The organism is Anaerostipes sp. PC18 (assembly GCF_039789045.1).
GTDB lineage: Bacteria > Bacillota > Clostridia > Lachnospirales > Lachnospiraceae > Anaerostipes > Anaerostipes hominis.
Map to the genome: position 1 here is coordinate 3,009,393 of NZ_CP121164.1, position 24,790 is coordinate 3,034,182.

22 protein-coding genes are annotated in these 24,790 nt (G+C 45.0%); 4 read left to right on the top strand and 18 right to left on the bottom strand.

What is annotated here, in order from left to right:
• Positions 1-9 precede the first annotated feature (9 nt).
• The 12 genes from P8F77_RS16175 to P8F77_RS16230 form a co-directional block, all read right to left on the bottom strand.
• Positions 10-489: a dCMP deaminase family protein gene (locus P8F77_RS16175; RefSeq protein ID WP_024729407.1), complete on the bottom strand. Its 480-nt coding sequence runs from the start codon at positions 487-489 to the stop codon at positions 10-12.
• Positions 490-559: 70 nt separating this feature from the next.
• Positions 560-1,762, bottom strand: a complete 1,203-nt coding sequence (locus P8F77_RS16180) for an aspartate kinase (protein ID WP_148459134.1) — start codon at positions 1,760-1,762, stop codon at positions 560-562.
• A gap of 22 nt (positions 1,763-1,784) precedes the next feature.
• Positions 1,785-2,984 carry a cofactor-independent phosphoglycerate mutase gene (locus P8F77_RS16185; RefSeq protein ID WP_006568554.1) on the bottom strand — a complete coding sequence of 400 codons (1,200 nt, stop codon included), beginning with the start codon at positions 2,982-2,984 and terminating at the stop codon, positions 1,785-1,787.
• Between the two features lie 17 nt (positions 2,985-3,001).
• Positions 3,002-4,216, bottom strand: a complete 1,215-nt coding sequence (locus P8F77_RS16190; RefSeq protein WP_287519672.1) for a homoserine dehydrogenase — start codon at positions 4,214-4,216, stop codon at positions 3,002-3,004.
• A 5-nt stretch (positions 4,217-4,221) separates the two neighbouring features.
• Positions 4,222-4,665, bottom strand: a complete 444-nt coding sequence (locus tag P8F77_RS16195; protein ID WP_006568552.1) for an ACT domain-containing protein — start codon at positions 4,663-4,665, stop codon at positions 4,222-4,224.
• 247 nt (positions 4,666-4,912) lie between these two features.
• Positions 4,913-6,016 carry a peptide chain release factor 2 gene (gene prfB / locus P8F77_RS16200; RefSeq protein ID WP_287519675.1) on the bottom strand — a complete coding sequence of 368 codons (1,104 nt, stop codon included), beginning with the start codon at positions 6,014-6,016 and terminating at the stop codon, positions 4,913-4,915.
• A 12-nt stretch (positions 6,017-6,028) separates the two neighbouring features.
• Positions 6,029-8,596: a preprotein translocase subunit SecA gene (secA, locus tag P8F77_RS16205; RefSeq protein ID WP_287519676.1), complete on the bottom strand. Its 2,568-nt coding sequence runs from the start codon at positions 8,594-8,596 to the stop codon at positions 6,029-6,031.
• A gap of 196 nt (positions 8,597-8,792) precedes the next feature.
• Positions 8,793-9,323 (bottom strand): ribosome-associated translation inhibitor RaiA, encoded by a 531-nt coding sequence (raiA, locus tag P8F77_RS16210; protein WP_024729401.1) that lies wholly within the window; start codon positions 9,321-9,323, stop codon positions 8,793-8,795.
• Between the two features lie 325 nt (positions 9,324-9,648).
• Positions 9,649-10,584 carry a thioredoxin-disulfide reductase gene (gene trxB, locus P8F77_RS16215; protein WP_024729400.1) on the bottom strand — a complete coding sequence of 312 codons (936 nt, stop codon included), beginning with the start codon at positions 10,582-10,584 and terminating at the stop codon, positions 9,649-9,651.
• A gap of 65 nt (positions 10,585-10,649) precedes the next feature.
• Positions 10,650-10,973, bottom strand: coding sequence for a thioredoxin (gene trxA, locus P8F77_RS16220; protein WP_024729399.1), 324 nt, complete (start codon positions 10,971-10,973; stop codon positions 10,650-10,652).
• Positions 10,974-11,030: 57 nt separating this feature from the next.
• Positions 11,031-11,948, bottom strand: a complete 918-nt coding sequence (locus tag P8F77_RS16225) for a DMT family transporter (protein WP_024729398.1) — start codon at positions 11,946-11,948, stop codon at positions 11,031-11,033.
• Positions 11,949-11,950: 2 nt separating this feature from the next.
• A complete protein-coding gene (locus P8F77_RS16230) occupies positions 11,951-12,775 on the bottom strand; it encodes an AraC family transcriptional regulator (RefSeq protein WP_034550763.1) in 825 nt (274 codons plus the stop codon).
• Positions 12,776-12,985: 210 nt separating this feature from the next.
• Between P8F77_RS16230 and P8F77_RS16235 the strand changes: the two genes are divergently transcribed.
• Both P8F77_RS16235 and P8F77_RS16240 read left to right on the top strand, forming a co-directional pair.
• Complete coding sequence (locus tag P8F77_RS16235; RefSeq protein ID WP_024729396.1) at positions 12,986-13,252, top strand: autorepressor SdpR family transcription factor; 267 nt, start codon at positions 12,986-12,988, stop codon at positions 13,250-13,252.
• The gene (locus P8F77_RS16240; RefSeq protein WP_024729395.1) at positions 13,253-13,882 is read left to right on the top strand and encodes an SdpI family protein; all 630 of its coding nucleotides are present in this window, start codon (positions 13,253-13,255) and stop codon (positions 13,880-13,882) included.
• A gap of 11 nt (positions 13,883-13,893) precedes the next feature.
• Here P8F77_RS16240 and P8F77_RS16245 read toward each other — a convergent pair whose 3' ends face one another.
• From P8F77_RS16245 to P8F77_RS16255, 3 genes are all read right to left on the bottom strand, one after another.
• The gene (locus P8F77_RS16245; protein WP_095142970.1) at positions 13,894-15,198 is read right to left on the bottom strand and encodes an NCS2 family permease; all 1,305 of its coding nucleotides are present in this window, start codon (positions 15,196-15,198) and stop codon (positions 13,894-13,896) included.
• 65 nt (positions 15,199-15,263) lie between these two features.
• Positions 15,264-16,745, bottom strand: coding sequence for a ribosomal protection-like ABC-F family protein (gene abc-f, locus P8F77_RS16250; protein ID WP_024729393.1), 1,482 nt, complete (start codon positions 16,743-16,745; stop codon positions 15,264-15,266).
• A 289-nt stretch (positions 16,746-17,034) separates the two neighbouring features.
• Positions 17,035-17,568 (bottom strand): VanZ family protein, encoded by a 534-nt coding sequence (locus P8F77_RS16255; RefSeq protein WP_287519683.1) that lies wholly within the window; start codon positions 17,566-17,568, stop codon positions 17,035-17,037.
• A gap of 165 nt (positions 17,569-17,733) precedes the next feature.
• Between P8F77_RS16255 and P8F77_RS16260 the strand changes: the two genes are divergently transcribed.
• Positions 17,734-19,191: a DDE-type integrase/transposase/recombinase gene (locus tag P8F77_RS16260; RefSeq protein ID WP_270601766.1), complete on the top strand. Its 1,458-nt coding sequence runs from the start codon at positions 17,734-17,736 to the stop codon at positions 19,189-19,191.
• A gap of 443 nt (positions 19,192-19,634) precedes the next feature.
• On the opposite strand, the gene P8F77_RS16265 is transcribed toward P8F77_RS16260, so the two are convergent.
• The 3 genes from P8F77_RS16265 to P8F77_RS16275 are packed head-to-tail and all read right to left on the bottom strand — an operon-like array spanning position 19,635 to position 22,838.
• Positions 19,635-20,306: an MgtC/SapB family protein gene (locus tag P8F77_RS16265; protein ID WP_207727577.1), complete on the bottom strand. Its 672-nt coding sequence runs from the start codon at positions 20,304-20,306 to the stop codon at positions 19,635-19,637.
• A gap of 33 nt (positions 20,307-20,339) precedes the next feature.
• Positions 20,340-20,900 carry a sugar O-acetyltransferase gene (locus tag P8F77_RS16270; protein ID WP_024729390.1) on the bottom strand — a complete coding sequence of 187 codons (561 nt, stop codon included), beginning with the start codon at positions 20,898-20,900 and terminating at the stop codon, positions 20,340-20,342.
• A gap of 24 nt (positions 20,901-20,924) precedes the next feature.
• The gene (locus tag P8F77_RS16275; protein WP_287520542.1) at positions 20,925-22,838 is read right to left on the bottom strand and encodes a DNA mismatch repair protein MutS; all 1,914 of its coding nucleotides are present in this window, start codon (positions 22,836-22,838) and stop codon (positions 20,925-20,927) included.
• Between the two features lie 295 nt (positions 22,839-23,133).
• On the opposite strand from P8F77_RS16275, the gene P8F77_RS16280 reads away from it, so the two are divergent.
• Positions 23,134-24,396: an IS110 family transposase gene (locus P8F77_RS16280; RefSeq protein ID WP_148460424.1), complete on the top strand. Its 1,263-nt coding sequence runs from the start codon at positions 23,134-23,136 to the stop codon at positions 24,394-24,396.
• Positions 24,397-24,790: the final 394 nt, after the last annotated feature.

Sequence of the window (24,790 nt, forward strand, 5' to 3'; positions counted from 1 at the left end):
TCCATTTCCTTATAAGTGCAGTTCTATTGTCTGGTCTTTTGGTTCAAATTTCCGGTACTTCACACCGGCCATATCAAACATCCTCTTGGACGCAACCGTCATGTCGTCATCGGCGTACTTGTCCTGCATATAAATCACTTCCTTCATTCCGCTCTGAATGATGGCCTTGGCACACTCATTGCACGGAAATAAAGTTACGTAGACTCTCGCTCCATAGAGAGAGCCTCCCCCGTAATTTAAAATGGCATTGAGTTCTGCATGACAGACATAAAAGTATTTTGTATCGAGAGGTTCTCCCTCCCGCTCCCACGGCATGTCATCGTCATGGCAGCCGGTCGGCATCCCGTTGTAGCCCACGGATAATATTTTATTCTGGTCATTGACAAGACATGCCCCGACCTGCGTGTGGTCATCCTTGCTCCTCTGGGCAGAAAGAAGCGCAACCCCCATGAAATACTGATCCCATGATAAATAATCTGTTCTCTTCATCCCGATCTCCTTTCCTTCCGGGTCAAAAAACACCGCCCGGACTGCAGGCGGTGTTCCCTTTCACCTTCTGTTATAATTCAAATGCTTCGTGTGCCGCATTCATAGCCTTCACCATATCAGCCCGGTCCACGATAACCGTCACACGGATCTCAGATGTTGAGATCATCCGGATATTGACTCCAACCTCATACAGTGCCTCAAACATGCGGGCAGCCATTCCAGAGTGTCCGATCAGTCCGCTTCCGATGATGGATACTTTGGCCACGTCGGTGGTAGCATCCACATCCGCATAGGACCCCAGCGGCAGATGCTCTTTGATCGTTTTGACTGCCAGATCCGCATCGTCTTCTTTCACCGTAAAAGAAATATCTTTCTTTGCGTTCTGTCCTACGGACTGGAGTATGATGTCGATATTGATATTCTTCTTTGCAAGGATATTGAACAGGCGGAATGCTACTCCCGGCTCATCCTCGAGTCCCGTCACAGAGATCCGTGCCGCATCATCGTCTCCGGCAACACCGCTGATCTCTGCCTGAGGCATCATGATCCTCTCTTTGACAACCGTTCCCTCTTCTTTCGTCAGGCTGGAACGGACAACCAGCTGTACTCCGTGCTTCTTGGCGAGTTCCACAGAACGGTTATGGAGAACTCCCGCACCGAGTGTGGCCATCTCCAGCATCTCATCGTAGGTGATCTCCTGGAGTTTCTTCGCCGTAGTGACTTTTCTTGGGTCTGCGGTGTAAACACCGTCTACATCCGTATAGATCTCGCAGGCATCCGCATTCAGGGCCGCAGCCAAGGCAACGGCAGTAGTGTCTGAGCCGCCGCGGCCCAAAGTCGTATAGTTGTCGTAACGGTCCACACCCTGGAATCCTGTCACGATGACGATTTTTCTCTGTTCCAGCTCGTTAAAAATGCGGTCCGTATCGATTCTCTTGATCCTGGCGTTGCTGTAAGCGTGGGTCGTGTGCATGGCTACCTGGAATGCATTCAGGGAAACAGCCGGAATCCCCATGGAGTGCATCGCCATCGCCATCATGGCAACGGATGTCTGCTCTCCTGTAGTCAGAAGCATATCCATCTCCCGCTTCGGCGGATTCGGATTGATATCCTTCGCCATCGCGATCAGTTCATCTGTCATCTTGCCCATTGCAGACAAGACAACAACCACGTCATTTCCTTTCTGGTATTCTTCAATGCAGCGTTTTGCCACATTTAAAATCCTCTCTTTATTTCCTACGGATGTACCTCCGAATTTTTTAACAATTAACATTGCTGCCTCCTAAAATTTTCTCTTATTTTTGTAATAGCCGGCCCATCAGATCATGTCCGTGTTCCAGGACGAGTCCTGTACTTTTTGCTGCCTCTTCGCTGTATTCCTTCTGTCCCTTCATTTCCTTCGTGCTGTCATAGATCATAAACGGAATCGGGTCTTTGGAATGGGTCCGGATCGAAATGGGTGTCGGATGGTCCGGCCCAATGAGCATACGGAAATCTTCTCCGCGCTTCTTCAGCTCCTCTGCGACGACACGGATCACCTGGTCATCGAGAAATTCAATGGCCTTCACTTTATTTTCCACACTTCCCTGGTGCCCCATCTCGTCGGGAGCTTCCACATGAATATAAACCACATCCGCCCCGTCTTTCGTCAGAGAATCCACGGCTGCCATTGCTTTTCCTTTATAGTTGGTATCGAGTCCGCCTGTGGCTCCTTCCACATCTAAATTCAGCATGTGCGTACCGACCGCGATGCCTTTCAGCAGATCCACAGCGGATACCATAGCACCCTTCTTTCCTGTTTTTTCCTCAAAATCATCCAGCGCAGGACGGGTGCCCGCACCCCAGAACCAAATGCTGTTCGCCGGATTCAATCCCATCTCCCTGCGTTTTTCGTTGATTGGATGCCGGTCTAAAATATCAAAACTCTTCTCCATCATCTCCCGGAGCTTTGTCTCCTCAGGAAGATACTCCCCGATCCGCTTTCCTAATATATCATGGGGCGGCGTCAGTTCCACCGTCTCTCCGTGATCCCAGATCGTAAGATGGCGGTAGCTGACTCCCGGATAATACTGAAACTCATCTGTCTCTAATTCCTTTTTCACCGCATCGATCAGAACCCTTGCCTCTTCTGTTGTGATCTCCCCGGAGCTGTGATCGATGATAGTTTTTTCCTCATAGGTCTCATCTTCTGATAAGGTGACAATGTTGCAGCGCAGAGCAATGTCAGTATCCTTCATATCCACACCGATGGAAAGTGCCTCAAGAGGCGATCTCCCGGAATAATACTTCTGCGGGTCATAGCCGAGCATAGCAAGGTTTGCCACGTCACTTCCAGCCGGAAGGTTCTTTGGCACCGTGTAAGCAATTCCCTGTTCCGATACCTTTGCCATGGTATCCATGACCGGAGTCCTGGCCGCCTGAAGCGGTGTTCTGCCGCCCAGCTCACCGATCGGTTCATCGGCCATTCCGTCTCCCAACACAACAATATACTTCATAAACTAGTCCTCCAAATCTATTTAACATTCATACGAATCATGCCCAAAACGGAATTAAACGCTTTGATCTTCTCCTGATAGTCTTTTTCTTTCATTGTCAGTGTAACAAATGCAAATTCATCTGTCACCCCTTCTGCTGAAACTTCTTCTACATCGCCAAAAACTTCTTTTACTTTTTCTCTGTCGCAGTCTTTCGGAAGACGCACAAAGAATTTATGTTCAAAATCGCCGATATCTGCGAGATGAAGCTTCTTTTCACTCCAGATCTGCATGATATTTCTCTCTTTATGCTTTGCCGCATCGATCACGTCTGCCACAACCGCGCTGGCTGTCGGAAGCTTTCCTGCCCCCGCTCCGTAAAACATCACGTCGCCGATGACATTTCCGTTTACAAAAATGCCGTTGAACACATCGTTGACGCCGATCAGGGGATGATCCCTGCCGATCATCATCGGGCATACCATGGCATATACATTGTCACCGATTTTTTTGCTGGTTCCCAAAAGCTTAATGCTCTTATTCAGGGCTTTTGCATATTTCATGTCGGTTTCTGTGATCTTTGTGATACCCTCGGTATGTACATCCTCATAATCCACCTGCATGCCGAATGCCAGTGAAGTCAGGATTGCGATCTTTCTGCACGCATCATATCCCTCCACATCCGCGTCCGGATGGAGTTCCGCATATCCTTTGTTCTGAGCGTCCTTTAACACCTCATCGAAGTCAGCCCCTTCATCGGCCATCTTTGTTAAGATATAGTTTGTAGTTCCGTTCAGTATGCCTGTTATTTCATTGATCTCATCGGCTGTCAGAGACTGGTTTAACGGACGGATGATCGGAATTCCGCCTCCCACACTCGCCTCAAACAGGAAATTTAGATTCTTGGACTTTGCCATGGCCAGTAGTTCCGCACCCTTTTCAGCCACCAATTCCTTATTGGAAGTGGCAACACTCTTCCCGTGCTCCAATGCCTGTTTTGCAAACGTGTATGCCGGCTCCACTCCGCCTAAGACTTCCACAACGATGCTCACTTCGTCGTCATTTAAAATAATATCATAGTCTGTGACTGCCTTTGACGCCACCGGTGTGTCGGATAAATCCCTCTTGTCCAAAACATATTTTACCCGGATCGGCTCCCCGATCTTATGGTTGATGCTCTCGTGATTTGTCTCGATTACCTCCACGACTCCTGATCCAATGGTTCCATATCCCAATACCGCAATGTTTATCATCTGTTTTACTCCTTTGCAATTATTTTTACATATGTAATGTTGTCAAGCTTTTCTACGCTCTCGATCATGGCAGAAACATCGGTCTCCATATCAACAATATCCACGCTGACTGTGAGCACTCCTTTTCCGTTGATCGGAATACTCTGATGGATCGTCAGGATATTGGCCTTGTAGTTTGCAAATACCTGAAGCACTGTCGCCATAACTCCCGGCTGGTCTTCCACCTCGATCACAAACGTGATATTTCGTCCCTTTTTGCTCGCGTGAAAAGGAAAAATATCATCTTTGTACTTATAATAAGAACTCCGGCTGATCCCCACAGTTTCTGTGGCCTCCTGAATGGACTTGGCCTGTTCTGCATCCAGAAGCTTCTGCACTTCCAGTACTTTTAATAGAACCTCCGGAACTGCTTTCTTTTTAATGACATAATACTTTGAATCTTCTAACATAGTCCACCTCTGTGCGTCTGCTGAACACATTTGTTTTTCCAGACGATACTATCATATTTTTATAAATTAAGCAACTGTTTAAATAAAAAACGGACATACAACCATGCAGATTGTATGTCCTGCAAATCTCTTACTCTATTTCTTCAGACATTTTAACATCAGCCATATAATACACAGCAGCGCGGCCGCGGACAGAGAAATGTATTTTGCCGGCAGTTATTGTCCGGCCGTATACCGCAGCGTCTTCTTAATCATTGCTCCATGCCAGGTATGCGTTCATGAAACCGTCCAGATCTCCGTCCAGGACAGCGGATGGATTGCCGCTTTCTTTATTTGTCCTGTGATCTTTCACCATAGTATACGGCTGCAGGACATAAGACCGAATCTGGCTTCCCCATCCATTGTCTCCCACGTCTCCCCGGATATCAGACAGCTTTTCCAGATGCTGCTGCTCTTTTAACAGATACAGCTTTGTCTTGAGCATCTTCATAGCCTGGTCTTTATTCTTATGCTGTGACCGTTCATTCTGGCACTGGACAACGATCCCTGTCGGGATATGCGTGATCCTTATGGCAGAATCCGTCTTATTGATATGCTGGCCTCCCGCGCCGCTGGCCCGGTAAGTATCGATCCTGATATCTTCATCGGCGATCTCCACATTCAGGTCTTCGTCAATCTCCGGCATCACGTCACAGGATGCAAAGGAGGTCTGCCTCTTTCCCGCCGCGTTAAACGGAGAAATTCTCACCAGCCGGTGAACGCCTCTCTCGGACCTTAAATACCCATAGGCGTTTTCACCTTTGATTTCTACCGTCACTGATTTAATTCCTGCCTCTTCCCCGTCCAAATAGTCAATGACTCTTGTCTCGAATCCTTTTTTCCCGGCCCAACGGGTATACATCCGGTGCAGCATACCGGCCCAGTCACAGGACTCAGTTCCGCCAGCCCCTGCATGAAGGCTCAGGATTGCATTATTCTTGTCATATTCCCCGCTCAGGAGAGTAGAAATCCGCAGGCTTTCATAGGCTGTCTCAAACTCCGCAAATGCCTCCTGAGTTTCCGCAGCCAGTTCTTCGTCCTCTTCCTCCGACGCCATCTCGATCAAAGTCTCAATATCCTCAAACTGTCCTTTCAGCCCTTCATATCCTACCACCTGATCCTTCAGCCCTTTGACCTCTCTGACCACCTTCTGGGACTCCTCCAGGTCCTCCCAGAATCCCGGAGCTTCCATATCAAGCTCCAACTGCTCGATCCGCTCTTTCTTTTCTTCCAAGCCAAGAGAACCGCTTAATTTCTCAAGTGGCTCCCGGTAGGAATTCAGGTTATATTTTAACTGATCTAATTCAATCACTCCAAAAACTCCTTAATTTCTTCCACAGCAGTTTTTATATTTCTTTCCGCTTCCGCATGGGCATGGATCATTTCTCCCGATCTTCTCCCCTTTTCTCTTATACGGAGTCTTTACACTGCTGTCGTCTTTATTAGTGCTTGTCACCTGGGCAACCTGCTCTTTCTCCACCTTCTGTTCAATCTCTACGTGGAACAGCGCTCCGGTGGTCTCCTCCTGGATTGCCTTCGTCATCACATTGAACATCTCAAAACCGGCCATGCGGTATTCTACTACCGGATCTCTCTGTCCGTATGCCTGCATACCGATGCCCTCCCGAAGCTGATCCATATCATCGATATGATCCATCCACTTGCGGTCAATGACCTTGAGAAGAATGATACGCTCTATCTCCCGGAGGTCATAGTCTTCAAATTCCTTTTCCTTCTCGGCATACAGCCGGGCAGCCTCATCCTGAAGACGCTTTGTGAGCATCTCAGGTTTCCCTGCCTGAATCTCTTCCTGAGTCAGTTCGATCTTTCCGAACGGAACGATTGGGCGCAGCTCTGCATTCAGTGTATCCATATCCCATTCTTCCGGTGCCGCATCTTCACTGGCACACTGGTTTACATAGTCTGCGATGGTTTCCTCCATCATATGAATCACAGAATCCTTCATGTTTTCCCCATCCAGAACACGGCGGCGTTCTTTGTACATGATCTCTCTCTGTTCGTTGTTTACCCTGTCATAATCCAGCAGATTTTTACGGATACCGAAGTTGTTATTCTCGATCTTCTTCTGGGCCTTTTCGATCGTCCTGCTGATGGATTTGTGCTGGATCTCTTCCCCTTCCGGTATGCCGAGGGCGTTGTATACAGAAATCATCCTCTCAGATCCAAACAGTCTCATCAGATCGTCTTCCAGGGACAGGTAAAACTTAGATTCACCAGGGTCTCCCTGCCGTCCGGCACGTCCTCGGAGCTGATTGTCAATACGCCTGGATTCATGACGCTCTGTACCGATGATCTTTAAACCGCCCAGAGCGGCCACACCGTCTGCCAGGACAATATCGGTACCACGGCCCGCCATGTTGGTAGCGATGGTGACAGCACCGATCTCGCCTGCATGGGAGATGATCTCCGCCTCCTTTTCATGGAACTTGGCATTCAGCACGTTGTGCTTGATCCCCTGTTTTTTGAGCATGCGGCTCAGTTCCTCGGACATATCAATGGTGATCGTACCTACGAGCACTGGCTGTCCCTTGGCGTGGGATGCCGCGATGTCCTCAACAACCGCCCTCATCTTCTCCTGCTTCGTCTTATAGATGGCATCTTCGTGGTCAACACGCACAACCGGTTTGTTGGTCGGGATGACTACAACGTCCATGCCGTAGATCTCACGGAATTCCTGTTCCTCGGTCTCGGCTGTACCGGTCATACCGGATTTCTTATTATATTTATTGAAGAAATTCTGGAATGTGATAGTAGCGAGGGTCTTGGACTCTCTCTTAACCTTCACGCCTTCTTTCGCCTCGATCGCCTGATGAAGTCCGTCTGAATACCGTCTGCCCGGCATGATACGTCCGGTGAACTCATCGACGATCAGCACTTCATCGTCCTTCACTACATAATCTTTGTCAATAAACATAAGATTATGGGCGCGCAGCGCCAGGATAATATTGTGCTGGATCGCAAGATTCTCAGGATCGGCAAGGTTATCTATATGGAAGAACTCCTCCACCTTTTTCACGCCCTGGGCGGTCAGAAGCACGTGCTTATCCTTTTCATTGACCAAAAAGTCGCCGTCTTCTTCAATGTCCTCGTTCATCAGGATATCCATCTTGGAAAGTTCCCCGTCGGAGCTTCCCCTCTCCATCTGCCTTGCAAGGATATCGCAGGCACGGTAGAGCTCGGTGGATTTCCCGCTCTGACCGGAAATGATCAATGGTGTTCTGGCCTCATCGATCAGTACAGAATCGACCTCATCGACAATGGCATAGTGCAGGTCGCGCTGAACCAGATCTTCTTTTTCGATGACCATGTTGTCCCTCAGGTAATCAAATCCCAGTTCATTGTTGGTGATATATGTGATATCACAGTTATAGGCTGCCCGCCGCTCGTCGTTTTCCATCTCATTGGTAACCACACCGACCGTAACGCCTAAGAAGTTGTGAACCTTTCCCATCCACTCCGCATCACGGGTTGCCAGGTAGTCATTCACCGTAACGATGTGCACGCCCTTCCCTTCCAGGGCGTTTAAGTAGGCAGGAAGAGTGGAGACCAGGGTCTTACCTTCACCGGTCCTCATCTCTGCGATCCTTCCCTGGTGAAGGATAATACCGCCGATCAGCTGGACCCGATAGTGCTTGAGCCCAATAGTCCTGGCACTCGCTTCCCGGACAACCGCATAAGCTTCCGGCAAAAGGTCGTCCAGTGTGTCTCCGTTGCTCAGACGTTCCTTAAACTCAGCAGTTTTATTTCTCAGTTCCTCATCGGATAATTTCTGCATCGGTTCGTCAAAAGATTCAATTTTATTCACAATCCCACTGATCCGCTTCAGTTCTTTTTCACTGTGCGAACCAAAAAATTTTCCTAACAAACTCATAGTTTTACTCCCAAACAATTAAATTCACATGTAATCTATGATATTGTAACACTTCTATAAAATGTAGGCAAGAAAAAAGGCAGCCCCAGCGCTCATCATACCCCTCTTGCGGAAAAATACACGGAAATGCCGCAAACAACGTTATTTTTACCGTAAACAAAAAGGAGGCCGAAGCCTCCTGAAAAAATCCTTATTCCTAAAATTCCGGTTCGATCAGTCCGTATGTATTGCCCTTTCTTTTATATACTACGTTTACTTCAAAAGTATCGGCGTTACGGAATACGAAGAAATTGTGTCCCAAAAGATCCATCTGGATACATGCCTCTTCCACATCCATCGGCTTGATCGCAAACTTCTTGCTCCTGATGATGCGGATCTCATCATCGTCCACATCCTCGTCCTTGTCGATGAATTCCTGTTTCAGTCCTGCACCTTCATATTTTTTACTCATCAAACGGGTTTTATATCTTCTGATCTGACGTTCGAGAATATCAATTACCAAATCAATGGATACATACATATCCGCACTGTCTTGTTCTGCACGTATAATGTGCCCCTTCATAGGAATTGTTACTTCAATCTTTTGTCTCTCTTTTTGAACGCTCAAGGTAACGATGATGTCAATGTCATCAGCCAGGTACTTGTCAAGCCTGCCTAATTTCTCTTCTATTGCTGCCCTGATTCCTTCTGTTACTTCGATGTTCTTACCGCTAATAATGAAATTCATGGCTTCCAACTCCTTTACTATTTGATACTAATTATTATATCATATAGCTTTTCCATTGAAAACAAATCTTTTTATAAAATCTACACAAAACAAATGTTTCATTTTGTCGAATTTCATTTCCACAATTCGACCTTAATCGGCTGTGGATAATGTGGATAACTTTGTGTATAACTGTATTATCGCGGAGAACTGTGATTTTGTACTGTGGATAAAATGTGATGTTTTTTTTCTGTATTTTTCGATTTGATACTTGAAAATACGACTCTTATACAAATATGACAAAACAGACTTTTACACTTGATTTTTAAGTTTTTTGCCTGTTTTGTTAATTGTCTGGCAATTCTAACTTTTGGAGGTAACTCTCCACTGACACCACACAATTTGCCCCATCTGCGGCAGCAGTCACCACTTGGCGCAGATTTTTGGTCCTCTGGTCCCCACCTACAAAAATTCCTGGAATATTTGTCACTCCGTCTTCCCCGGCTACAATGTAGCCTCTTTCGTCCGTTTTAAGCTCATCTTTTAAGAGCGTGCTCTGCGGAGCCGTGCCTACGGCGATAAAAATTCCATCGACTTTCAGCGACTTATCCACATCGTTATGCACATCTTTGATGGAAATAGATTCAACCCTCTCATTTCCGGCAATTCTCGTCACAACCGTATTCCAGATTACTTGTATTTTGTCGTTTCTCGTCACCTGATCCCGAAGAATCTTTGCGCCCCTGAATTCATCTCTCCTGTGAATCAGATATACTTTCTCACATATTCTGCTCAGGAACAATGCATCTTCCAGAGCGACATCACCGCCGCCTACGACTGCCACAGTTTTGTTCCTGAAAAACGCTCCGTCACAGGTTGCACAATAAGAAACTCCCAGACCGGTGAGTTCTTCCTCTCCCGGGACACCCAGCTTTCTGTGAGTAGCCCCTGTGGCAAGCATAACCGTTTTGGTCTTCAGAACTTCACCGTTTTTTAAAACAATCTCTTTGATCGGCTGATCATGCCTGATCTCTGAGACTTCTCCTGTCCTGACTTCTGCTCCCAGGTCAGATGCATGGTTATAGAACTGGTCTCCCAGATCCATTCCCGTCATCTTTGGAAGTCCGGGATAATTATCGACTTCATAGGTCTGTACGATCTGTCCTCCTGACATGGCTTCTTTTTCTAAAACCAAAACTTCAAGCATAGCTCTCTTGGCGTAAATGGCTGCGGACATTCCTGCAGGTCCTGCGCCGATGATAATCAAATCATAAATTTTCATAAGGAAAACCCCTTTCTTTTACTTTACTGTCTTTGCTTCTTATTATAACACATTCCCTCGGCATCTTATTCTGTCTCCTGCATTTTCAGAGCATCGACGATTTCTTTTTTATCCCTTGCTCCCACAAAGCTCTTTTCTATTTTTCCATTCTTAAAAATCAAAAGTGTAGGAATGGACATGACACGGAATCCTACGGCCAGTTCCTGTTCCTCATCCACATTGATCTTTCCGACCTTCACTCCGGAAAGTTCTTCCGCGATCTCATCCACAACCGGCGACATCATCCTGCACGGCCCACACCAGGCTGCCCAAAAATCGATCAGAACCGGCTCCTTTGCGTTTAATACTTCCTCGTCAAAATTTGCTGTTGTTATTTTTAAAACTGACATAATGGTCACTCCTTTTCTAAATCATCATTAACTATCTGAGTCCATTATATCGCTTTTCTATAATACTTCTGTGAGTAAGTCACACTTTTCACTCTTTTTCTTCTTTTCCACTGATAAAAACAGGCCCGCGATCGTCAAAAAAGCACCGCACGCCGCCCTGACCGTCAGTTCTTCACCAAGGATCAGGACCGATGTAATGATGGTCACCACCGGAACCATATAGATATAAACAGTAGTTTTTACTGCACCCAGCCTTTTCACTGCCGTATTCCAGGTGACGAAGCAGATGGCTGAGGCGCCTATCCCAAGGAACAGAAGGTTCCCAAGATTTAAAGGATCAGCAAATCTCTGTCTCCCCAAGGAAATATCCGTAAACAGCAGAACCGGAGACATGAACAAAAGTCCCCATGCAAAGCAGCGCCTTGTGGACTGCATGATATTGTGTCCGAAGTTTCCGATTTTTTTTGTCAGCATGGAATAAGCCGCCCATACGAAGGCTGCAAGCACTGCCAGAAAATCCCCTTTTGGGCTCAGATGCAGCGCTGTGCCGCCGAAAGAGATCAGGCAAATACCGCACATGGCCAGCAAAAATCCAAGAAAAAAACGTCTTCCAAGAGACTTTTCTCCCGTCACCACTCTTGCCAGGAGTGCCGTAAAAAACGGCGATACGGAAATAATAACCCCCACATTGGAAGCCATCGTGTATGTGAGGGCAATATTTTCAAATAAATAGTACAGGGTGATCCCGCACAGGCCGGCTGCCATAAAATATTTTTCTTCCCTCCAGCCTTCTGTCTTCAGCCTCTTTGGATAAATAAGAATCAGCACCAAGAAGCCCAGAAGGAAACGGAAAAATAAAATCTCAATCGGCTGAAACTGCCTGAGCAGAATCTTCGTGGAGATAAACGTTGTGCCCCATAAAAAAATAGTAGCCAGTGCAAACAAATGACCCTGTATGTATTTTTTGTCTTCCATAGTTAATAACCTTTCTTTTCTGTAAAAATTCTCTGATATTGTGCCGGTGTCAGGCCAAACAGCCGCTTAAAGAAATTTGTAAAATGGCTCTGATCTGAGAATCCGGTCAGAGCCGCCGCCTCTGCCGGCTCTGTTCCCTCCTCCAAATATAATTTGGCCCGGTTTACCCTGATGGATTCCAGGTATTGGTACGGTGTAATCTTTTTATACTTTGTAAAATACCGGATCAGGCTGTATCTGCTGACGCCTGCAATCTTACAGAGCTGTTCCAGTGAAACGTTCTCACTGTAATGCCCCTTCATATAACTGCATACAGCATTGAGCCGTTCTGTGTCAGGCACCTGTACTTTCTTCTGTTCAAATACCGCATACTCGGAGAGCAGCTGCTCCATGAGAAGATAAAATAACTCCTCCTTTTCAAACTCCTGATTCCCCACTGCCACCATCCGGTACACTTCCCGGAGAAGCTCAGATTTTGAACACTTCCGGATCACCGGTCTTTCAAACTCGGGATATTCATACTTTCCCGTGATCTCTTCTGCAATTTCTTTCATCCTTTCTCTCTTGATATTAATAAATCTGCAGTTCAGAGGGTAATCCCCCACCTGCTCGCATGCATGGTTCTCCCTGTAATTAAAAAACAGCAGGTCTCCTGGTTCAATAAGAAATTCTTCTCCCCGGCAAGTCACTTTCCGCATACCGCTCTCAATGCATCCGATCACGTAATGATCGTGAAAATGATTAGGAAACTTCTGTTTGAGTCCGTAAAAGCCATAGGCTTCAATCTTTAATTGTTCGTCATAAAATATTTCTCTTATTTCTTTCATAATACTAAGTGTAACATAAATGTGTTGAGAAAATCTTGGATGATATTGCATGACATTTTCACCAGTTCTGCGGCTTGCTGTCTCCGGAAGGTAAGATTTTCTAACTTTCACACTTCATTTAGATATTCTTCTAAATGTTCTTGCTTTTATATGAGCAGAATGGTACAATACATTTAGATAAACTTCTAAATGTATCAGAAAGGAGGAACTGTGGGTTTTCAGGAAACATTCAAAGCATTGTCGGATTCCACCAGACGTGAAATTTTAGACTTGCTGAAAGACGGTTCCATGCCGGCCGGAGAAATATGCAGTCATTTCGATATGACAGGAGCATCGATTTCCCATCATCTGAACATTTTAAAACAGGCAAATCTCATAACCGACAAGAAACAAGGAAAATATATTTATTATGAATTGAATCTCTCTGTATTTGAAGAAGTGATTCACTGGTTTCAAAGCTTTAAGGAGGACATATAAATGAAACAATCCAGATCAAGTATTTTACTGACAGCGGTCTCCCTGCTGCTTTCTCTGGCAGTATTCTCTTCCCTGCCCGAACAGATCCCTGCCCATTGGAACACACATGGAGCCATCGACCGTTACGCTCCCAAATTTACGATCTTTATATTTCCGGCTGTCATCTTTTTGATCACCATACTTTTTCAGTTTATGCGGCGTACAGATCCCAATTCTGAAAACTATGATAAATTTCAGAAAGAATATCACCGGTACACCTTCGTCATAGGCCTGGTATTCTTCGTTGTCCAGATCATGACGATTGCGTCAGCCTTTAAAATTGATTTTGATGTCAACCTGATCTTCTGTCTGGGCATGGGCAGCTTATTTATTTTTCTTGGAAACCTGCTGCCCAAAACAAAACATAATTATTTTATTGGCATCCGAACCCCATGGACCCTGGCCGATGAACAAAACTGGTTTCTGACGCACCGGCTGGCCGCAAAAATATGGGTACTGGGAGGACTGACAGTCACACTCACCGCTCTTGCACCCGAATCGTTTCAGGTGCCTGTCTTTTTGACAGTCCTGGCGGTCATGGTCATCACACCGTTTGTATACTCATATACAGAATTCCGCAGGAAACGCTAAAATATTTTTCGTCAAAACAGCGTATAAAAGTAAAGCAAACTCACCGCACCTAAGAGATACATGAACGGATGTATCTCTTTTGTTTTCCCTCCCGCCGTTTTCATGACCAGATACGTCAGAATGGCGGTGCAGATCCCGTTTGCGATATTTCCGGCCAGAACTGTGAAAACCACGCACATAAAGGACGGCATACTCTCCGTCACATCATCATACTTAATATGGCTCATGGCCTCCAGCATGCTGATGCCGATATAGACCAGCACCGGGGCCGTAGCCGCAGAAGGTATGATGAGGGCCACCGGGGCAAAAAACAGTGCAAACAGAAAGCATATGCTCGTAAACACTACGGTCAGTCCCGTCTTTCCCCCGGACTCGATACCCGCAGAAGATTCCAGATAAGTGGTCATGCCCGGCATTCCAAACAGTGCTCCCAGACTCGTTGCAGCCGCATCTACCTGGAAACACTGATCAATGCCGTCAAAGTTCCCGTTCTCATCCAGGTAACCCGCGCGTGCACCAACCCCAAGGATTGTCCCCACGGTGGCAAAGAAATCCGGAACAAACAGGGCTAAAAGAAACGGAAGATAGAACACCTGAAGCGCTCCAAGGATATCAATCTGAAACAGCTGTCCCCCGACAGAAGCCGGCATGGAAATAATCTTTTCAGGCAGTTTCGTCACTCCCAGCGGTATTCCGGCTATGGCAGCCGCCAGTATAGACAGAACCATATCTCCAGGCACACGCTTTGCCCTCAGAATCAGGAGAATGACAAATCCAAACACTGCCGTAATCACCTCCGGCGATCCAGGGTTTTCAAATACAAGGCTGTTTTTTGCCTCATTCGCCGCAATAATACCCGCTCCCCTTGCTCCGATCAGAGCAATGAAAATACCGATACCAGCGCTGACCGCATATTTTAAACTGGCAGGGACAGCTCTTACGATCGCCTCCCTGAGACCCAAAAATGTAATGGCGAGAAACAGCAGACCACTCCAGAAAACAATGCCTCCTGCAATCCTTACCGGTACGTGATCGGCGCTTATCATAGCAGCCACAATCCCTGCACTGCTGAGTCCCGGTGCCAGGGCAAAGGGCCGGTTCGTATAAAGTGCCATCGCCAGTGTCGCAGCGGCGATGAGCAGTACCATAACCGTCATCATCACGTGCTTATCCACTCCCGTGGCTTCCAGCATGTTGGGCACCGTAGCCAGGGCATAGGCCATGGTAATAAAGACTGTGATACCTGCCAGGAATTCTGTTCTGATATCTGTATGATGCTCTCTTAATTTAAATTTTTTTTCTATCCAGCGAATCATAAAAGCCTCCTTCTCTTATGGAATTATTATTTCCATTTGAAGGAGGCTTCATTCTGAGCACTGTTTTATTGCATTAAAATTTCTTTTGTTTTAATCTGATTGCAGAATGCCAGGTCATGCTCCACAAATAAAAGGGTTATTCCGCTGTTTTTCAGCAATTCCTCAATCTGTATCCTGGAAAACACATCAATATAGTTCAAGGGTTCATCCCACAAATACAGATGTGCCTGCTCACACAGACTTCCTGCGATCAGCACCTTCTTTTTCTGTCCCTCGCTGAATTCCTCTATTTTTTTCTCAAACTGAATCCTGGAAAAATCCAGCTTTCTCAAGATGGTCTTAAACAGACTCTCATCAATACCGCAGTTATATGCATACTCTCTGAGATCCCCCTTCAATCCGTCCGTGTTCTGGGGCACATAAGATATTCTCAGACCATTGGCTTTATAAAGATAACCTTCGTGATCCACCGCCTTTCCAAGCAAAAGTTTCAGCACACTGGATTTTCCGCAGCCATTTTTCCCAACCAGGGCAATCCTGTCCCCTTTCTCAATGTCAAAGGACAGATTTTCGGTTACAATTTTGCTTCCATAGGAAATTGACACATCCTCCAATACTGCCAGCCGTTTCGCATGGTGTTCCAGAGGAGATATTTTTAAGGCTTCCGAAGTCTCGATATTCTTTAACAGCTTTGATTTCTCTTTGACTGCATCTTCCTTTCTTGTCTCTGCCGCCTTTGACCGCTTCATCATTTTTGCCGCCTTATGGCCGATGAATCCCCTGTCCGGACGAAGGCCGGAGTTTCTGGTGCCCCTTTTTGTCTTTTCCACCTGATCTGACCATCCCTCAGTCCTTCTCTGAGATTTTAAAAGCCTTCCGATCTCCTTTTTCAGTTTCTCATTTTCCGAGAGTTCATACTGGTCTCTGAGAAGCTTATTTTCATACCAGGAAGAAAAATTTCCCTTCTGCACCTCGATCTCCGTTCTGTTCACAGATAAAACGTGATCCGTACACTCATCCAGAAACGCCCGGTCATGGGATACAAGAATAAATCCTTTCTTGGAGTTTAAATACGCTCCTACCTTTCTTCTGGCCTCGGCATCCAGGTGATTGGTAGGCTCATCGATCAGCAGAAAATTGTTTTCTTTGCCAAACAAAACAGCCAGCAGCACTTTCGTCTGCTCTCCGTTTGATAACGTTTGGAATGGACGGTACAGGACTTCATCCGGAACACCCAGCTGTGACATCTCTTTCATGACCTTCCAAAGTTCATATTGCGGGTCCACAGACTCCAGCACATCCACTGTGAGCGCCGTCGGGTCCTTTACCGGATACGGAAAATAATCAAATTTTACACTCGCCGCAATAGAGCCCCTATACTCATACTCTCCCATCAATAATTTTAAAAATGTGGTTTTCCCCCTTCCATTTCTTCCCGTAAATCCAAGCTTCCAGTCCGTATCAATTTGAAATGAGACATGCTCAAAGATATAATCAAAACTGGTATCATATGAAAACGTTAAATCTGAAATTTGAATCATAGACATAAATGTACCTCCTGACCGTGATAAGATCTTTAACAAAACAAAAAACCCGCAGGAAAGACTCTCCCCGCAGGTTCGCATACAAAAATATCACGCACGCCAAGCGTACACTAATATCAATCTATATAGAAGCAGTTCGGATGATCTTTCTTGCAGAGCGCATAAAACCAGAAGGAAACCTCCTTCTCATCTTATGCCGTTTTAATTTTAGCAAGAAATAATCATCATCCTTCCACACCTCATTTCTTTTTCTTATTTAGAGTATAAAATATCTTTTATATCTTGTAAAGCCTTAATTAAAGGCAATAAGCAAGCCTGTAAGAACTGCGGTGATCATTCCGACCACGGCCGCAATACAGGCAATCAAAGTCTTTGCCTTCTCTTCCTTTCCCATGCAGACAAAAAGCAGAACTTTATAGCATATAACTCCCAAAATTCCTCCGGCACAGTTTAAAATAATATCGTCAATATCTGTGGCTCCGATGGCTGCTGCATACTGAAAAGCTTCAAAGAACAAACTGATGCCAAAGACTGCCAGCAGACTTTTGACCGCTTTTCTTCTTTTTATAAAGAACATCAGATAAATTCCCAGCGGGACAAATAAAATGATATTCCCATAAATATTCAGGTCACCGATTCCTGAAGAACCAATGATTTGCCGAAACGGAACTAAATTTAAAGATCTTGAAAAGTATCTTCCATGCTGAAATAGCTGCCACGGCTGTACATATTTAAACAGAATATTTTCCAGCAGAAATGCCAGATAAAAAATAAAGACGCCGTTAAATATTCCATCCCGAAGCTTCCTGTTCCTATGGTTTCTCATAAAACCACCCCCTTTTCTTTCTAGGTAGTGTCAAGTTTTACTACCTGTCTTATTGTTTTAACCTTGATTTTATGGGAGTTTGCAATAAAAAGAGCAATGACCTCCCTTTTTGAAGTATAATGTAGTTACCACAACCAAACATAATACGAAAGGAGTTCATTGCTCATGGACATTATACTTTATTTACTTCAACTTATTCAATACCAACATAAACAACTTTGCTGGCTTATTAACTTTATCTGTAGATACATCCCACTTAAGCAGTGGGCTTTCGATGATTCCCATTCTCCGAAATATCAAAAATTTAAAATTGATCAGCTCCCCAAATTCATTTCCTATAAACAGGAATGGAACTGGAAGGATCTCATCTCTTACTATCAGCGGCGTTACCATAAATCCATTAAGCCTGTGTTCAGACGCGTGGAATGTGATATCCCCAAATCCTGTCACTGTCCTGTTTGCGGTGCGCCGGTTGACTATCTCACGTGGAACGATGGGAAACGAAAATCCCAAGTGCTGTGCAAGGTCTGCCAGACACATTTTTCTCCAACCAAAGATAACCGTTTTTCCAAAACTACCGTGTTAAAGTGTCCTCACTGCAACCGCAATCTTGAACACAAGAAAGACCGTAAACACTTTATTATTCATAAATGCGTAAATCCTAAGTGTCCTTACTATCTGCACAACCTGAAAAAAGTTGATAAAAAGCATCTGAATGAGGATTACGGTAAAAATAAATATAAGCTTCACTACATCTACCGTGAATTCACGATAGATTTCTTTCGGATGGATTTAAACTCTCTCCCAAAGAATGCCTCTTCTCTCAAATTCACCAAGTTTGATTCCCACACCATGTCTCTATGTCTGACTATGCATGTGAATCTTGGACTTTCTCTCAGGAAAACTAAGCAGGCGCTCCATGACCTTTACGGTATCACTATCTCTCATCAGAGCATTGCCAACTACTGTAAATCCGCAGCTCTTTGCATCAAACCCTTTGTCGATCATTACGATTATGGCACCGAATCCGTCTTCACGGCTGATGAAACCTATATCAAAATCCGTGGTCTTAAAGCTTACGTCTGGTTCATTATGGATGCTGCAAAACGTTCCATCATTGGATACCGGATCTCTGATAATCGCGGTGTTGGTCCCTGTATCCTTGCGATGAGAATGGCTTTCCGAAATCTAAAAGAGCTTCCGAAAAACTTTAAATTTATTGCGGATGGATACAGTGCCTATCCATTAGCTGCCCAGCAGTTCTTCCATGAGTTTGGTGATAAATTTAAGTTCAGCATCACTCAGGTAATTGGACTTACCAACGACGATGAAGTGTCAAAAGAATTCCGACCATACAAGCAGATGATTGAAAGGCTCAATCGTACATACAAGGTCTCTTACAGACCTACGAACGGCTTTGACAACATCGACGGCGCCAACTATGACCTTGCTCTATGGGTTGCTTACTACAATTTCCTTCGTCCTCACAAACACACAGGATATAAAGTCCTAAATGAGGTGGAACTGCTAAAAGGAGCCGAAAACATGCCCGGCAAGTGGCAGCTTCTTATATTCCTTGGTCAACAGACGATCCTGAATCTTCAAAACCGGACCACAGCCTAAAAGGAGCGGAACCGTTGTCACGCAAACCGTGGAATACCACAGTGCACCGCACAAGGATATGCCGCGAAAGTTGCTTGACATAAGGGTTCTCGGATTATCCTGTTTAGCAGAAAAGGGGCAACTGCGCCCTTTTCCTGCCTTCCGGCGAGGATGGGTTCGGGCAAAGCCTGATATTAGGTCAAGGGACAAGTCCCTTGCGGGTACTTAGGGCAGCGCCCTAAGCCCTCGGAGAGCTTAACGTTATCAATATCTACAGGTTTCAAGGTTCATCTGAGCCTATTTTTTATGCTCAGCTTTTTCATACATCACTTGACACTATCTCTTTCTATTAGGGTATCATACAATATAGAAAAAAAAGCTTCAAATTTCTTATAAATTTCTGACAATCAGCAGATAAATACCCCTGTAAAATGACTTTTTATCCCTTTCCGGCCCTTTCTCCTTCAAATATCAATAGATTCAATATTTTCATTTTCAAGCAGCCGCTGGATCGCATCGTACATATCAAAGCTGTCCGTCAGTTTCACATCCAGTCTGACCTTGATGCTCTCATTCCCTATCTTCTGAACTGAGATGTTCAGGATCTCTATGGATTCCTCCCTGATCGTTTCCTGGATCATCTTCACGGCATCAGGACCGTTGGGCAGCTTCAGGGTAATTACTTCCACCGTAGGCGTCCTGATCCATTTGAAATCCCTGTGCAGGACCCACTGTACGATGATCAGAAGGATCGTGCTGAAAATCCCGATCAAATACTGCCCGCCTCCTACGGACATACCGACTCCTACAGTAGCCCAGATGCCCGCTGCTGTGGTCAGTCCGCTGACACTCTGGTTATGCACAAAGATAATTCCTGCACCCAGAAAACCGATGGCGGTTACGACACCTGCCGCAATCCTTGACGGATCCAGTCCTACGTTGTGGACAGCGAGAATGTCACTGAATCCATACTTGGAGATGATCATCATCAGTGCGGCGGCCAATGATACGATTACATGAGTCCTGATACCTGCTGTTTTCAGCCTGTTGGTCCGCTCATAACCAATACAGGCTCCGCAGACTGCTGCAAGAAGGATCCTTGCACTGTATTCCAGCTGTAATATAAGGCCTGTCATATGCACCACATTTCCCGCCGCTTCTCCTTTCTGTTATTCAGACAGCATCCGAATGATTTTGCATGGATTTCCGGCCGCCAGCACCCCGGCGGGCAGATCCTTGGTCACAACACTTCCGGCAGCAATAACCGTGCCGTCACCGACAGACACCCCGGGAAGCACTGTCACATTTCCTCCGATCCAGACATTGCTGCCTATATGGATCGGATAAGCGTATTCAAGCCCCTCATTTCTCTGTTTAATATCAAAGGGGTGTCCCGCTGTATAAAAGGAACAATTAGGCGCAACGAAGACATCGTGTCCAAATGTAACTTTGGCTCCGTCTAAAATAGTACAGTTATAGTTCAGAAAACACCTCTCACCAACTTCAATATTATAGCCGTAGTCACAAAAAAACGGCTGCTCCACTGTGAATTCTCCCTCTGTTTTTCCCAGAATCCTCTTCATGAGTTCTGTCCTTTTTTCCAATTCCTTCGGCATCAGCCGGTTATATTCTGCACACAGCTCCTGACAATCAAGTCTCTCTTCCTTTAAATCAGTATCATAGTTTGCATTATAAAGCATTCCCAAAGCCGCTTTTTCCTTCTCTGTCATTTTCAATTCCTCCTGTTCTTTTCTCTATTCGTCTGTCTTTATGACCAGGTCCTCCCGAAAGCCTTTCCCCATTTTATGTCTTGCCTTTCTGTTTTCTACTGTATCAAAAATAATGGAAAAATCATAGTCCTCGGGATATAGTTCTGTTGCTGCTACTTTTAGTTTCAGGCGTTTATGGCTGCAGAACTTCTTTTCTTTCTTAATCTGTACCAACACCTGACCGTTTTCATCGGCAGGCTTCACTACAATCCCGATCTCTCCTTCCGGCAGGACTGTCACACTGTCCCCGGTAACAAATTTTCTTATTTTAGTTTCCTTTTTCTTCTCTGTCTTTTGAATGGACGGGGCTTTTTCCCTCCGCAGTCTCTCCTGTGTATCTGTTAGCTGCAAACTGTCTATGACAGCCTCGCTTTTATCTCCGTACGCCTCTCTGGCTGCAGCACTGAGCATTTTCCCCGGGAAACCAAGCCGCTTTGCAATGTAGAGGGCGCAGCTCTCTCCCGCCTCGCCTACCTTCAGCCGGTACAAGGGCTTCAGAGTTTCCCTGTCAAACTCCATTCTTGCATTCACCACTTCCGGATACCGGTCAGCGTATTCTTTTACTTCCGGATAATGAGTAGTCACCAGGAATAATGCCCCGCTGTTCCTCAATTCTTCAAGGATCGCCACAGCAATTCCCATCCCTTCCGCCGGGTCGGTCCCAGAACCGAGTTCATCCAATATTACAAGACTGTCTTTCTGACTTCTTTTTAATATTTCCAGAACATTCTTGATGTGGGCTGAAAAGGTAGACAGGTTATCAGAAATATTCTGTCCGTCCCCAATATCACAGAGGATTTCATTTTGCATGCAGATCTCTGCACGCTCACAGGGAACATGAAGCCCGGAGCATGCCATCGCGCTCATTAAGGCGACAGTCTTAATTGCAACCGTTTTTCCTCCTGTATTTGGTCCTGTTATGATGACTCCACGGTTTTCTCTGCCTATTTCAAAGTCTAATGGCACGCAGGTATCTCCTGACAGCATTGGATGCCTGGCTTTCTTCAGCCTGATATAATGCTCTGTATTGATTTCAGGTTCAACTGCATCCATGTGAAGACTCAGGCGTCCCTTGGCAAATATAAAGTCAAGCTTTTCGATCACGCGAATATCTTCTTTCAAAGCTTCCTCGTTCTGGGCTGCCAGGCTCGTCAGGCTGTAAAGGATTCTTCTTTCTTCCGAATCCTCCTCAATCTGATAAAATTCCAGTTCCTCTCTGAGCCCTGCAACCGAAGCAGGCTCCACAAATATAGTGGCACCGGTGGAAGACTGGTCAACTGCGCTTCCCAAAACCATATTTCTGCATTTTTTACGTACAGGAATACAATACCTTCCGTTTCTCTTCACAACAAATGCATCGCTTATATAAGCTTTATTTGCCTTCAGTGCTTTTTCAGCTTTCTCTCCGATTTTCTCACTGAGCAAAACAATCTGCTTTCGGATGTCTTTCAGGTACGGTGATGCATAGTCATCTACTCTTCCATTCCTGATACATCGCCTGATCTCTTCTTTCAAGTCATCCAGGGATTCTAAATTCTGATTATAAAAGGCCAGGCTGATTTTTTCATCCTCCCCTTTTCCAAGGTAGATCTTCAGCCGTCCGACAGAATTTAAAAACATACACAATTCTTCCAGTTCTTCCGGCAGGAGCAATGCCCCCGCAGCTGCTTTTTTAATATATTCATCCATATGGTCCATGGCCGGAAGAGGTGGTGTTCCATACGCCTCCACCATTCCTTTGGCCTGGGATGTGTCATTTATATACTTCCTCAGTTTCAGTTCAGACAGTAAAGGCCGCATCCGGCCGATCCGTTCCTTTGCACCCGCAGAAAATGCATAGTCTTTGAGCTGCTCTAATATCTGATAATAACCTAATGTCTTTAATGATTCATTTTTCATAATAATCTCCATTCCGCCGCCAAGTCGGCGGCACAAATAGTAATGAAAGTCTTTCACTTTTCCACATTGCTGATAAAATAGTTTTTAAAGAAGCTATACTACAAAGCACGGTGAGGTAAGTCGTAAAGACTTTCTTCGTTTTAGACAGCATAATAATCAGTGTAAGTTCCATCTTTCAAGCACAAATAAGGGGCTCTATAAGACCGTACAGTAAGAATTGTTTTAACTTCTCTGTTAAATGTGTGGTGGAACAGTCAATGGCTTCTTTATCTTATTTTGAAAGGAGTTCTTGATTATGAAAGTTGTTTATCAAACCTGTTGTGGTGTCGATGTTCACAAATCTTTTCTCGTTGCCACAATCATTAAAACCACTTCCGGTGTGGAACCTTCGTATCAAAAGAAGCGTTTCTCCACCTTTAACAATTCTATTCTGCAATTCAAAGAATGGCTTGTTAAAAACCAATGTCGCGATGTCTGTATGGAATCTACCGGAAAATACTGGATTCCCGTCTTTAACCTTTTAGAAGACGAAATAAACGTCACCATCGCTAACCCTAAATGGGTAAAAGCTGTCAAAGGCAATAAAGATGATACGAAAGATTCCAAATGGATTGGGGATTTGTTTCGATTAGGTCTGGTTCCGGGAAGTTATATCCCTTGTAAGCCGATTCGTATTCTGCGTGAATTTACAAGATACCGTTACAAACTGACTTCCTGCCGTACCAGTGAAAAGAACAGATATCAGAATGCGCTCACTGTCTGTAATGTCGCATTAGATTCAGTAGTTTCCGATATCTTCGGGAAATCAGCTACATCTGTTATTGATTACCTAATTGAACAACCTGACAATTCCATCAACCACGAAGAAATAGCTTCCAGACTGCTTCGTTCCCTAAAGAAGAAGTCTGACAGTGTCATTGAATCCATCGAAGGCTATCAGATGACTGATTCCCAAAAATATCGTATGCGCCTCATCCGCGCACATCTGGATTATATCACATCTACGATAAATGATATAGACACGATGCTTGATTCTTTGATTGCTCCATATGAAAATGCTGTCCAGTTACTGTGTACCATTCCAGGTGTTGATCGTAACAGTGCAATCACTGTTATCTCTGAAATTGGTACCGATATGACTCCGTTTTCGAATTCCAAACGTTTATGCTGTTGGGCGGGACTCACTCCCGGCAACAATGAATCTGCTGGTAAGAAGAAATCTGTCAGGATAACACGTGCCGGTGTCTACCTCAAACCTGCATTGGTACAAGTTGCCCATGCAGCCGTGAAATCTGATAAATCTCCTTACTACAAGCAAAAGTATGAACGCATCATGAAACGTCGTGGTAAAAAACGTGCCATTATTGCTATCGCCCGGATGATTCTCACTGCTATCTATCAGATGTTATCTACTGGGGAAGCATGGAATCCGACCGATTTATTTAAAATTGATATGCCAGAACCTATGAAAGAAAAACAAAAGGAAAAGGCAATCAAGCAGGCTATGAAACTTCTTATACGCGAAGGGAAAATTTCCGAATCGCAATTAGCTTCTTAGCTTTTTAAAACAATAATCTTTTTTGCGCTGCCATTAGACAGCTTATTAAAGTGCGCCTTTTATTGGCTGTCCTCTACTTTCTTTCACAGTAGATTCCTTTCTCAGTCAAGACAGAATTATGCCTATAATATCAAAATTACATTTTCTTGAAATAAAATAAAGATCACAGATACATTGCCCCGAAACCGGTACATTCCCTGTGATCTTCTGACGAAAGAAGTCTAAATTAAAATAATAAAAAAACACAGCATTACAGCTATGTTCCAACATCTCTTTCCATCTATATAAAGCGTATGAAACGGGTTCGTAAGGCAAAATATCAGATCAGACTGCAGTTATAGGCAGGCTGACAAAAGACAGACCGGCATATCCATACCTGTCCTTCCTGATCAAT

Coding starts and splice junctions, on each gene's coding strand:
- P8F77_RS16225 (WP_024729398.1), bottom strand. CDS start 11,948: ATGGAAGACAAAAAATACATACAGGGTCATTTGTTTGCACTGGCTACT.
- P8F77_RS16195 (WP_006568552.1), bottom strand. CDS start 4,665: ATGTTAGAAGATTCAAAGTATTATGTCATTAAAAAGAAAGCAGTTCCG.
- P8F77_RS16260 (WP_270601766.1), top strand. CDS start 17,734: ATGGACATTATACTTTATTTACTTCAACTTATTCAATACCAACATAAA.
- abc-f (WP_024729393.1), bottom strand. CDS start 16,745: ATGTCTATGATTCAAATTTCAGATTTAACGTTTTCATATGATACCAGT.
- P8F77_RS16265 (WP_207727577.1), bottom strand. CDS start 20,306: ATGACAGGCCTTATATTACAGCTGGAATACAGTGCAAGGATCCTTCTT.
- P8F77_RS16280 (WP_148460424.1), top strand. CDS start 23,134: ATGAAAGTTGTTTATCAAACCTGTTGTGGTGTCGATGTTCACAAATCT.
- secA (WP_287519676.1), bottom strand. CDS start 8,596: ATGAGTTTGTTAGGAAAATTTTTTGGTTCGCACAGTGAAAAAGAACTG.
- trxB (WP_024729400.1), bottom strand. CDS start 10,584: ATGAAAATTTATGATTTGATTATCATCGGCGCAGGACCTGCAGGAATG.
- trxA (WP_024729399.1), bottom strand. CDS start 10,973: ATGTCAGTTTTAAAAATAACAACAGCAAATTTTGACGAGGAAGTATTA.
- P8F77_RS16185 (WP_006568554.1), bottom strand. CDS start 2,984: ATGAAGTATATTGTTGTGTTGGGAGACGGAATGGCCGATGAACCGATC.
- P8F77_RS16270 (WP_024729390.1), bottom strand. CDS start 20,900: ATGACAGAGAAGGAAAAAGCGGCTTTGGGAATGCTTTATAATGCAAAC.
- P8F77_RS16255 (WP_287519683.1), bottom strand. CDS start 17,568: ATGAGAAACCATAGGAACAGGAAGCTTCGGGATGGAATATTTAACGGC.
- P8F77_RS16275 (WP_287520542.1), bottom strand. CDS start 22,838: ATGAAAAATGAATCATTAAAGACATTAGGTTATTATCAGATATTAGAG.
- P8F77_RS16180 (WP_148459134.1), bottom strand. CDS start 1,762: ATGTTAATTGTTAAAAAATTCGGAGGTACATCCGTAGGAAATAAAGAG.
- P8F77_RS16190 (WP_287519672.1), bottom strand. CDS start 4,216: ATGATAAACATTGCGGTATTGGGATATGGAACCATTGGATCAGGAGTC.
- P8F77_RS16230 (WP_034550763.1), bottom strand. CDS start 12,775: ATGAAAGAAATAAGAGAAATATTTTATGACGAACAATTAAAGATTGAA.
- raiA (WP_024729401.1), bottom strand. CDS start 9,323: ATGAATTTCATTATTAGCGGTAAGAACATCGAAGTAACAGAAGGAATC.
- P8F77_RS16245 (WP_095142970.1), bottom strand. CDS start 15,198: ATGATTCGCTGGATAGAAAAAAAATTTAAATTAAGAGAGCATCATACA.
- P8F77_RS16240 (WP_024729395.1), top strand. CDS start 13,253: ATGAAACAATCCAGATCAAGTATTTTACTGACAGCGGTCTCCCTGCTG.
- P8F77_RS16175 (WP_024729407.1), bottom strand. CDS start 489: ATGAAGAGAACAGATTATTTATCATGGGATCAGTATTTCATGGGGGTT.